General features: G+C 61.2%; 13 protein-coding genes. 1 reads left to right on the top strand and 12 read right to left on the bottom strand.

The window, feature by feature from the left end:
- A partial coding sequence (locus ENZ75_RS34545) for a hypothetical protein (RefSeq protein ID WP_206617003.1) occupies positions 1-244 on the top strand: 244 nt, incomplete at its 5' end.
- A 29-nt stretch (positions 245-273) separates the two neighbouring features.
- Here ENZ75_RS34545 and ENZ75_RS00925 read toward each other — a convergent pair.
- From ENZ75_RS00925 to ENZ75_RS34895, 12 genes are all read right to left on the bottom strand, one after another.
- Complete coding sequence (locus ENZ75_RS00925; RefSeq protein ID WP_024502859.1) at positions 274-516, bottom strand: DUF2274 domain-containing protein; 243 nt, start codon at positions 514-516, stop codon at positions 274-276.
- Positions 517-528: 12 nt separating this feature from the next.
- Entirely contained in the window at positions 529-1,743 is a 1,215-nt protein-coding gene (locus ENZ75_RS00920) for a TrbI/VirB10 family protein (RefSeq protein ID WP_063169228.1), read from the bottom strand.
- On the bottom strand, positions 1,740-2,765 hold the full coding sequence (trbG, locus tag ENZ75_RS00915; protein WP_164548809.1) for a P-type conjugative transfer protein TrbG: 1,026 nt from the start codon (positions 2,763-2,765) through the stop codon (positions 1,740-1,742). Before trbG ends, ENZ75_RS00920 begins: the two co-directional genes overlap by 4 nt.
- Position 2,766: 1 nt before the next feature.
- Positions 2,767-3,498: a conjugal transfer protein TrbF gene (gene trbF, locus ENZ75_RS00910; RefSeq protein ID WP_063169230.1), complete on the bottom strand. Its 732-nt coding sequence runs from the start codon at positions 3,496-3,498 to the stop codon at positions 2,767-2,769.
- Positions 3,499-4,821, bottom strand: coding sequence for a P-type conjugative transfer protein TrbL (gene trbL, locus ENZ75_RS00905; protein ID WP_063169231.1), 1,323 nt, complete (start codon positions 4,819-4,821; stop codon positions 3,499-3,501). It abuts the gene before it with no gap.
- 33 nt (positions 4,822-4,854) lie between these two features.
- Positions 4,855-5,580 carry a P-type conjugative transfer protein TrbJ gene (gene trbJ / locus ENZ75_RS00900; RefSeq protein WP_128277862.1) on the bottom strand — a complete coding sequence of 242 codons (726 nt, stop codon included), beginning with the start codon at positions 5,578-5,580 and terminating at the stop codon, positions 4,855-4,857.
- Entirely contained in the window at positions 5,577-8,027 is a 2,451-nt protein-coding gene (gene trbE / locus ENZ75_RS00895) for a conjugal transfer protein TrbE (protein ID WP_063169232.1), read from the bottom strand. Before trbE ends, trbJ begins: the two co-directional genes overlap by 4 nt.
- Positions 8,021-8,293: a VirB3 family type IV secretion system protein gene (locus ENZ75_RS00890; protein WP_024502852.1), complete on the bottom strand. Its 273-nt coding sequence runs from the start codon at positions 8,291-8,293 to the stop codon at positions 8,021-8,023. The genes trbE and ENZ75_RS00890 overlap by 7 nt, the downstream gene beginning before the upstream one ends.
- Positions 8,293-8,601, bottom strand: a complete 309-nt coding sequence (locus ENZ75_RS00885) for a TrbC/VirB2 family protein (RefSeq protein ID WP_024502851.1) — start codon at positions 8,599-8,601, stop codon at positions 8,293-8,295. Before ENZ75_RS00885 ends, ENZ75_RS00890 begins: the two co-directional genes overlap by 1 nt.
- 12 nt (positions 8,602-8,613) lie before the next feature.
- Positions 8,614-9,582, bottom strand: coding sequence for a P-type conjugative transfer ATPase TrbB (gene trbB, locus ENZ75_RS00880; RefSeq protein ID WP_024502850.1), 969 nt, complete (start codon positions 9,580-9,582; stop codon positions 8,614-8,616).
- Complete coding sequence (locus ENZ75_RS00875) at positions 9,579-9,992, bottom strand: CopG family transcriptional regulator (protein ID WP_063170364.1); 414 nt, start codon at positions 9,990-9,992, stop codon at positions 9,579-9,581. The genes trbB and ENZ75_RS00875 overlap by 4 nt, the downstream gene beginning before the upstream one ends.
- A gap of 116 nt (positions 9,993-10,108) precedes the next feature.
- Positions 10,109-10,615, bottom strand: a 507-nt coding sequence (locus ENZ75_RS34895; RefSeq protein WP_245481119.1) for a type IV secretory system conjugative DNA transfer family protein, incomplete at its 5' end; no start/stop codon positions are given.

The raw sequence follows: 10,615 nt of genomic DNA, 5'->3' as shown, positions 1-10,615 counted from the left end.
TCGCAAAACCGAATTGCAGGAAAACAGCGTCCAAATACCGCTAATCCTGCAATTCCAAAGCCGCTATCCGCCTCAATCAACAGGCCAGATCAATGGCTTGCGGATAGTTCACGGCCGACCAAATCGAAAATGCAAACTTAGGCTGTTGCGCGGTATCTCCTTCCACATCATCTCTTGCGCATACCTGCATTCCAAGGTGTTTGATCCTATGCTTCGCGAGGAGCAGGTAGGTCGCGACAGCTAGGCAATGTTCCAGCTGCCCTAGCGGAGGAGTCACGATTTTCCGGCAAGCTCCGTCGGCAGACGTTCCTTTCTGGCCTTGGCAAAGGCTCGGTCGCCTTCCAGAAACGCCGCCAGCATGAAAGGGATGAGTTCTGCCACGGTTTCAGACTGACCATAGGTCTGACGGTAAAGTGCAGCATACTCCTTGAGTGTTTGGCTCAGCTCCGCGCTGACGGTAATGGTGATCTTCGAAGCTGTTCGGTCCGGAAGTTTTCCAAGTTTCAGGTCAGCCATGATAACTCCTGCTCAACTGGCGTATGGCCGCAGCACGATGTCCTTGTGCACGATGACGCGCAGTGGCCAACCTGGGCGGACGACGATGGTGGGCTGGATATTGAGGTTTTTTTCGGTGATGCGCTGGCCGGCTCGACTGGCGTTCTGCTGGGCTGATTCCCGGATCGCCTTGACCAGATCGCTCTCGTTTTCGCCGAGGCTGAATTCTGTGCCGACACCGAGCAATGTGGCAAGCGCCACTCCCTTGATCATCTGCCAAGTGTGGAAATCGACTTCGTCTTCCAGCCCTGCGTAGCCGGCGGTGTCGCTCGCGGGCAGATTGTCGATTTCGGCCGACGAGCCGTCGGGCAGCAGAATGCGCTGCCAGACCAGCAGCGCTCGCTTTTGCCCGAACGCGACGACGCTGTCGTAGACGCCGATAAGACGTGAGCCCTGCGGAATCAGCAATATGTTGCCCGTGACCGTGTCGTGCACATTTTCGGTGACTTGCGCGACGACAAGGCCCGGCAAATCGGAATTGATGCCGGTGATCAGGCTGGCGGCAATCACGCTGCCAGCCATCAGTTGATATGGCGAGATCGGCGTCTGCAGCGCATGCGGATTGTAGATCCCGCCAGTGCTCCGCTGGCTGAGAAAATCAAGCTTTCGCTGCTGATTGTTCTGGTCGCCTTCCGCCGCCGCCACCGAGGCTGACGCGCGTCCTGCTTCGGATTGGGGAAGCGCCTCAAATGGATGCTGAGCAGTTTGCACGCTCTCTCCGACATCTGTCTTTTGAGCTCGATTTTCGACGCGGAAAAGCACCCGCGATTCACGCGCTTCGATCGCCTGCTGCGCTAGACGCTGCTCCTCGGCCGAGATGTCTTGGCCCGGCACGATGCCGAGCTGGCGCTGCCGCTCGAGGATGGGGCGGCCGAGGTCGCCCGGCAAAGGTAGCCCAAGGACGGGAGGCTTCGGCTTCATGCCGGAATAGTCATGGGGAAGCGTATCGAGCCCCTCGGCGGTTGGTTTGCGCTCAGTGTTGTAGAGATCTTCCGCCTGATCCCTGATGCGAAGGGCCGGCCCCTGGAGGGCGATCATGGTAACGCCGAAGACAGCGCCGGATCCGAGCGCTGCGATCGCGATGATCACACCGCGCCTGAACCGCACCACGCGGCGGGGAGAGGCCCGAAGCTGCAGTTCCTCGGGATCCAGTTTCGGCGGGATGCCAGAGCGGGAATTTTCGATCATGAGTCCTCACCTCGCCGGCTGCCGCGAAAGAGCGAGATCCGCCGTTGCGGTTGCCTGCCGTCAATCCTGCTGATGCGGATCACCTGCTGCCGCTTGGTGCCGAGGCGAAGTTCGGCCGCGGCGAAGAGCCGATCGACGATGTAATAGTTGCCGCGCACGCGATAGTTGACGAGCTCGCTGCTCCCATCTGCGCCGACGATGAAGAGTGGTGGCGCCTCGCCCTGATCTATGCGACGAGGGAACTCAATATAGACCTTGCTGCCGTCGTCGAAGGCTCGCGTCGGTCTCCAGGGCGGTGTGTCGCCACTGATTGAGTAGCGAAAGCGAAGGTTTTCGAGCGCGATATTCGACGCGACCGGTGTAACTGCCTCGGCTTGAGCATTGCGCTGGCGAAGCGCGATGATCTGGTCTTGGCTGTAGGTCCAGGAGATTGCCGCCATTGCGGTCTTCTCGGTGCTTTGAAGCTGCAAATGATAGGTCCGCCGGTCCGTCGTAATGACGACATTGGTGGCAAGACCCGGCGCGAAGGGTTTTACCAGAACATGGGTGCGCTGATTGTCACCGGTGCCGCTTGCGGTATCGCCAATGACCCAGCGCACGGTGTCGCCAGCCGACACGGCGGTTAGTTTCTCGCCCGGCTGCAGAGCGATGTCGGTCACGCGCTCCGGCGCGGCATAGAGTTGATAAAGCGCGCCATCGGTGAAGGGGTAGACTTGCACGGCATTAACATACCCGTACTTGGTGGGTTGCTGGGTCGCGGCTTTGTTGGCATCAGCGACGCGTTCTTCAGGGGGGCGCTTGTCCTCGGCCTTGCCGGGCTCGGGCTGCATTTGGCCAGGCAGCGGCAGTGGTTTTGGCACCTCGACAATTCTAATCGGCCTCTCCGGCGCCTTTTCGATCGCGGCCGGTTTGAAGTCGGCAGCGTCATAGGAAATCTCAGGCGGCGGCACCTTCTTCGATGCACAAGCGGAAACGACCGCTGCCGACACCGATAGGATCAGCACGGCACGAATCGGTGACATTTTACCTTTCATTGGTGGACTCCGTCGGAGAAAGGGGGGTTGGGACGGCGCTGTCGAGCTCGCGTGACCAGTCAATGGCATTGATGAAGACGCCGAGCGGATTCTTGCGCAGCTGATCCGTATTGCTTGGCGAGCGAATCACGATCGTGAGGATCGCAGTCCAGCGCATCGTGCTGGCAAGGCTTCCGCGCTCAAACACCTGCTCGGTCCATTTGACCTGGAATGAACTTTCGGAGGCTCTGACCACGCTGGTGACCTGTACCGAAACACTGCGCGTTCCGATCTGACCGAAGGGGTCGTTCGCCTTGGCGTATTCGTTGAGGAAGAGCGCTGCGCGATCGCTAGCAAAGTCGTACGCTGCCAACCAGTTCTGCCGTACCAAAACCGGATCGGTGGAAACGGAACGGACATTCTGGATGAAGCGGCCGAGATGCCAGGCGATCTGAGCATCCGAGGGCTCATAATTCCGGATCGCCGGCGCGACGGCGCGCGTCTCGCCGAAGCCATCGACCTCGACGACATAAGGCACGACACGGCTTTGCATCGACTGCCATACGAGTCCGCCGGAAAGCCCGGTCGCCAAGGCCAGGCAGCCAAGGGCCATGATCCGCCAGTTCCTGGCCTGCAGTCGAGATGAGCCGATGCGCTCGTCCCACAGCTGGGCGGCTTTTTGATACGGCGTGACCGGTTCGGGTGTTTTGCCGTAACGGTGCACGGGTCGCTTGAAGAGCATCTAGTCATCCTTGTCGTTGAGAGAGGGGGTGGCGCTGCCTCCCGGCCGGTCTCCGTCTCGGACAGCTTGCATGGCAGCGTGGCGATTTGCACGGGCGGTCTGTTCAGAACGTAGGCGCCTTGCCCACGTCGGCGCCGAAACAGTGGCCGAACCGGCAGAGCGTTCGGTCATTGGCGCTGTCGGCGTGCCGCCGGTCGCGGTCCACGCGGCATCGCGCCCGGCATCGGCGTTGCGCCCAACACTTGCAGTGGCGGATCGCGCTATGCGTATAGCGGCGCCGCCAGCTGCACTGGTTACACCATGCATTCCAGCAGCCACACCGGAGAGGCCAGCGTCGGGCGAGGTTGCGCGCCCGATCTGCCATGACGTGGAAGCAGCCGATCCCATTGTTGTGCCGGCTCGGATGGCGGCGACACCGCCGCTGGTTGCCATACGCGCGCCAGCAAATGCTGTGCCTCCAGCAACGAGTGATACACCCGCTGCCGCCGCGGTCGTGCCGAGGGCGGCGCCCGCCCCAAGCTGCGGTGCGCCTGAGACAAGACCCGACGCGATCCCCGGCCCAAAAATGCCAAGGCCAAGCAATGCCAGTGCGCCCAGTACCTGGGACATGGCACCGGCAAGATCCGGCTCCTTGCCTTGCAATGCGGAAGCGAACTCCCCGAAGAGCGTGGAGCCGATACCGACAATGACGGCGAGCACCATCACCTTGATGCCTGACGAGATAACATGGCCGAGCACGCGTTCGGCCAGGAACGCTGAACGGTTCCAAAGTGCGAATGGAACCAAAACAAAACCTGCCAGCGTGGTGAGCTTGAACTCAAGGATGGTGATGAAAAGCTGGATGGAAAGGATGAAGAAGGCGATGATGACCAGGAACCAGGCCATCAGCAGCACGAAGATGGTCAGTGCGTTGCCGAAGATTTCCGGGAAGCCCAGGAGCTGACTGGCTTGGTCAAGCATTGGCCAAGCACCTTCGAAACCGGTCGCGGCAATGCGGCCCGGGCGCAAGAGATTGTCTGCCGACAGATTGCCGGCCGACGCCTTAATCCCGAGACCGGCAAAAGAACGATAAACGATATCGGCGAGGTTCTTGAAATTGTTCAGAATGAAGGCGAAGACGCCAACATAGAGCACCTTGCGGACAAGCCGGCCGAGAACGCTGGTTTCGTCGCCGAGCGCCCACGCCAGGCCGGCAAGTGTGATGTCAATGCCGATCAGAATGGTAGTGAGGAAGGCGAGGTCGCCCGATAGCAGACCGAACCCGCTGTCGATGTAGCGGATGAAGGTCTCCATGAAGCGATCGATGACGCCAAGGTCGTTCATGCCGCTGCCTTTCTCGTCGTGATGAACTCGTGATTAATTGCCGGGATAAGCCGAGCCGGTACCCAAGAATCGCTCCGTCATCTCGCGGGCGGCTTCGTCTGACTGGGCCTTGCGGGCGGCATCCTCGGCCTCAGCTCGAAACTGCGTTGCGAGCAGCGTCTGGATCTGCATCTGCTGTTTTGTCGAAAGCGCCATCAGCTGGTTGGTGGCCTGGCTTGCCTGAAGCGCACCGGCCGCCCCTTGGCTGCGGTTGACGAGATCGGCGAGCAGATCGCCGTCGGCGCGGACGTTCTCGACGATTTGCGACTGGACACCCATGGTCTGGCGGAACGCCTGCATGGCGGTTTGCCAACGCTCCCGCGCAGCACTCGCCACATCGCTGACTTTGATCGTGGCGTCGTAGCTTTCCGGATATTGGCTGCGCCACTGGTCTTGAAGCTTGCCCAGATCAAAGCTGAGGCCACTCGCCTGGTCCATCAAGCCGTCGATGCGATGGAGCGAACCGGTGAGTTGGCCAACGGAAGAGAAATCCAGACGCTGAAGATTGCGCGCCATGTTCTGCAGCATGGTCGCCTGATTCTGCAGCGACTGGATCTGGTTGTTGATCTGCTCCAATGCGCGCGCGGCCGTCAGCACGTTCTGCGCATAATTGGACGGATCGAACACGATAAGGGCGTAGGCGGGCTGCACATAGTCGGCCATAGGCTTGGCGATCAGGGAAACGGTGATCAGGCCGGAGAGAAGGCGTCGCCGCATCATGAGAATTGCTCCTTGTCTGGTTGAGGGAATTGCTTGAGAAGTTCGCCGGCCCAATCGAGGCCGCGCGCGATCAGGAACTGCGAGGCAAAGCTGCCTTGCCCGTCTTCGGACATGATCCTGTCGATCAGAGTCTGCGTGGCCGGATCGGAAGCACCGCAAAGCGCAAGAGCGATGGGGCCAAGCTCGAGCTCGAACAGACGGTTGCCGCGGCGCGATTGCAGATAATACTGACGCTTCGGCGTGGCGCGGGCGATCAATTCGATCTGCCGCTCGCTTAAACCGAAGCGCTCGTAGGCTGTGCGCGCCTGGGGTTCCACGGCACGATCATTGGGAAGGAAAATGCGCTGCGGGCAGCTTTCGATGATTGCCGGCGCTATGCCAGAGCCCGCGATATCAGCCAGCGACTGCGTAGCGAAGACAACCGACACGTTCTTCTTTCGCAGCACCTTCAGCCATTCGCGGATGCGGGCGGCGAACAGCGGATTGTCGAGATAGACCCACGCCTCGTCGAGCATGATCAGCGTGGGCCGTCCGTCGAACCGTTCCTCAAGTCGCTGGAACAGATAGGTAAGCACCGGCAGCAAAGCGCTTTGGCTGTGCATTAACTCCTCGGTCTCGAAACACTGCACATCCGACAAGGCCAGCCCATCATGATCGGCATCGAGCAGGCGGCCGAAGGGACCGTCGAGCGTGTAGGGCATCAATGCGGTCTTCAGCGCATTGGATTGAAGCAGGACCGAAAGACCGGTCAGTGTGCGTTCCTGCGCCGGCGCGGTGGCAAGGCTGGCCAGCGCTGACCAAATAGCCTCCTTCACCTCCGGCGTGACGGTGACGTTCTCGTGGGCAACAAGGCTGGCGATCCATTCGGCCGCCCAGCTTCGGCTAGCCTGGTCGTTGATGCTGCGCAGTGGCTGAAAGGCAAGGGAACCGTCCGCTCCTAGCGCGTGGTGTTCTCCACCCATGGCAAGTGTTGCAGCACGGGCCGAATTGCCTTTGTCGAAGACATAAACCTGGGCGCCGGCGTAGCGCCTGAACTGCAGAGCAATCAGAGCAAGCAGAACCGACTTGCCGGCGCCGGTCGGACCAACAACCAGCATGTGGCCGACATCTTCGACGTGGGTGGAAAGCCGAAACGGTGTCGACCCACTGGTCTCGGCAACGAAAAGCGGTGGCGCTTCGGTTTGGGTGACTTTCGCGAGATGCTCGTTTGTCGCAGGACCGGCCCAAACCGACGACAGCGGCATGAGATGGGCAAGGTTCAATGTATGAACGAGCGGTTGGCGAACGTTAGCGTAGACATGGCCAGGCAATGAGCCGAGCCAAGCCTCGACCGCATTGACGCCTTCTCGGATCGTGGTGAAGCCGAGCCCATTGATGATGCGCTCGACCGCGCGAAGCTTCTCTGCAGCGGCTTGGCGATCCTCGCCCCACACCGTCACGGTGGTGGTGAGATAGCCGAAACTCACATGATCACCGCCCAATGCCTGAAGGGCTTCGTCGGCATCGAGCGCCTTGTTGTCGGCATCGCTATCGACAAGCGGGACCGGCTCGTTGGTAATGACCTCGCGTAGGATTGCCACGATCGATTTGCGCTTGGCAAACCACTGCCGGCGCAATCGCGTCAGCGTCTTCGTGGCTTCCGTTTTCTCGAGCGGAATGAAGCGCGTCATCCAGCGATAGGCGAAATCCTGATGATTGAGGGTATCGAGGATTCCGGGCCGGGTGAGGTTCGGAAAGCCGAGGATGGTCAGTGTGCGAAGATGCTGCTCACCCAGCATCGGCTCCAGGCCACCGGTAAGCGGCGCATCGACCAGGATTGCATCCAGATATATCGGCGTTTCCGGGGCCATGATAGGATGGCGACGAGGCGAAATCGTGCCGTGGAGGTAGGTCAACGTCTGAGCATCATCGAGGACGCGTACTTCGGACATGAAACCCGAGAAGAGATCGAGCACGCGGTTGGTCTCGTCACGGAACCTCGCCAGATCCTGGCGCCAGTCTCTTTCTCCTCGGGAATAATGAGAGTCGACGAGCGTGCTTTCTGCGCGCGCCTGGGCGTCCGGCGGTGGCATAAACACCAAGGTCAGATGATAGCGGCTCTCGTAGTGCGCTACCTTCCCCTCGAAAGCAGCGCGGCGTTCTTCGTCGACCAGCCACGACGCGGCGTCAGGAAAATGCGAGTTCGGATAGCCCAGCGCTTCTGTGCGCTCGGCCTCAAAGAACAATGCCCAGCCAGAGCCAAGGCGTCTGAGAGCATTGTTCGCCCGGGCGCAAATGCCGACGAGTTCAGCCTCCGTCGCACTTTCGAGATCCGGGCCGCGGAACCGCAACGTCCGCTGAAAGCTGCCGTCCTTGTTGAGCACGATGCCGGGCGCCACCAAGGCAGCCCAGGGTAGATGGTCGGCAAGCCGGTCGGCTTTGCTTCGATATTCCGAAAGGTTCAGCATGCAAGCCACCCCTTCAGACGTAGGTGGCGCACAAGCACGCTGGCGAAGTCCGGATCGCGTCTTGCGGCAAACACCGCTAACGAGTGGCCTGCGATCCAAAGCACCAGACCAGCAATCCATTGCTGCAAGCCGAAGCCAATGGCCGCGGCCACTGTACCGTTGAGGATCGCCACCGCGCGCGGAGCCCCGCCGAGCAGGATCGGCTCGGTCAGCGCCCGGTGGACCGGTACTGCGAAGCCCTCGATATGCTGCTCCCCGGCGGCCATCAGACGAGCGCCCCACCACCGAAGGAGAAGAAGGAGAGGAAGAAGCTCGATGCCGCGAAGGCGATCGACAGACCGAAGACGATCTGAATCAGGCGCCGAAAACCACCGGCGGTGTCGCCGAAGGCAAGCGTCAGGCCGGTGGTGATAATGATGATCACCGCAACGATCTTGGCGACCGGTCCCTGCACGGACTCCAGGATCTGCTGCAGCGGCTGCTCCCACGGCATGCCGGAGCCGGCGGCATAAACCGGGGCCGTGATAAGAAACGCGAGCGCTGTGGACGAAAGAAAGCGAAGCTTCTTGCGCATGAGGAAGGCCTTTCAAAGCTGCTGGAGTTGCGAAAGCGTGAGCGGGGCAACGGCGTAATCGCCGCTGCCGTCGAGACCGGTGACCTCGGCGATTGCGTCGATGTGGCGCGACGAGCCGCGTCCCGCTATGAAGACGATCAGATCTATCGCCTCAGCGATGAGCCGGCGGGGAACGGTGACCACCGCTTCCTGGGCGAGTTGCTCAATGCGATAGAGAGCCGAGCGCGCGGAATTGGCGTGTACGGTAGCGATGCCGCCTGGGTGCCCGGTGTTCCATGCCTTCAGCATGTCGAGCGCTTCCGCGCCCCTCACCTCGCCCACGATGATGCGGTCCGGCCTGAGCCTCAGCGTCGAGCGCACGAGATCGGCAAGGGTGACCGAGCCCCGCCTTGTTCTCAGGGCAACGCAGTCCCTGGCCGCGCACTGCAGTTCGCGTGTGTCCTCGATCAGGATCACCCGATCGTCGCATTCGGCGACTTCAGCCAGCAGAGCGTTGGCGAGTGTTGTCTTCCCCGAGGAAGTGCCGCCGGCGATCAGCATGTTGCGCCGCTCGCGGACGGCCTTTTTCAGCGCATCGGCCTGCAGCGGCAGCATGATGCGTTCGGCAACATAGTCGGCCAGGGTGTAGACTTTCGCGGCGGGCTTGCGGATGGCAAAACATGGCGCCAACACCACAGGTGGCAGCAGGCCTTCGAAGCGTTCGCCAGACGGCAATTCGGCACTGACGATCGGGTTGTCGGCGTGCGCCTCGGCGCGCACGTGCGAAGCAACCAGGCGGATGATACGTTCTGCCTCGGACGGGTGCATGTGAACGTCGGTATCGACCCGACCTTCGCCTAACCGGTCGAGTCGCAGCGCGCCGTCGGGATTGACCATCACCTCGATGACGGACGGATCGGCCAGGGCTTCGGTGATTGCCGGACCCATGGCGGTGCGCAGCATGACACGCCGCCGGTGGTCGGCCTCGGGATGAGAGCTCATCCTTCCCCTCCCCCACCATTGTCTTTGCTAAGCGACTTTTTGCCGGAAGCGATCTGGCGGCCGACCTTCTCAACGAATTTCTCGAAACGCTCTTGGGCAATAGCCTGCGTTGCCCGATCCGGGACCGGCGTGTGGGCGTGAAGGGTGATCGAAAAGCGGATGAAGAGCGCCAGGCTCTCCAGGATCACCTCGGAATCGCGCCTGACGTGGGCAAGATCGCGGGAGAGCCGGTCAAGCCTTACGCCGTAGCGCCGATCGAACTCGCTCTCGCCACGCCGCTCGATGAACGCCTCGATCGCCTTCCCCACGATCGCTGATTTGGTCGTTGACGGATCGCGACTGAGGTTGTCCAGTTTCTCGCTGAGCTCCGGCTCAAGCAGAAACTGATGGCGAATGCGGTGCGGCTTCATGCGGATCGTTCCGACGGCCCGGCGTTGCGCCGGCGACGGGAGAAGCATCGGCCAGACGCTCAAAATTGCTTATGGCCGTTATCTACGCTGAGGTGCGCTCTGCAACTCAGCGGACTTCAGAAGCCGGGAATGACATCGTCGCCCCTGCCCTCGTTGATACCGTAGACGCGGGCCGCAGTGGAAATCCGATCCATGACACGCTTGTCCGCGAGCGCTTCGCTGTCATCGTCTGCGGGCTTGTACAGATCGGCCTGATCGGGCTCTTGAGAGACAACAACGTCTTCTTCGGGCAGGCTTGGATGGCGTTGCTGCTGAACGCCTCCCTCGTCTTCAACTGGCGCGTCGGCGCTTTCCTCGTCCGCAGCAAGTCGGCTATCGACGCTGCACACTTGTCCAGTCCAGCCGTCCGGGCGTGATGCAGGGCAGTCCGCATAGGGTCCGTCGTGCAGCACCGGCGCAGGCAGCACCCGATCTGTGAAATTCTGATCCTGATAATAGCGCAGCTTCTTGGCGCGGATCGGCGGCAACCCAGAAACCAGGACCAATTCGTCTGACGGCGGCAATTGCATCACCTCGCCTGGCGTCAGGAGCGGGCGCGCGGTTTCCTGGCGGCTCACCATGAC

The organism is Mesorhizobium sp. M7A.F.Ca.CA.002.04.1.1 (genome assembly GCF_004022805.1).
Classification (GTDB): Bacteria; Pseudomonadota; Alphaproteobacteria; order Rhizobiales; family Rhizobiaceae; genus Mesorhizobium; species Mesorhizobium ciceri.
The sequence above is the reverse complement of the archived record's forward strand: the minus strand, read 5'-3'. Positions and strand labels throughout refer to the sequence as shown.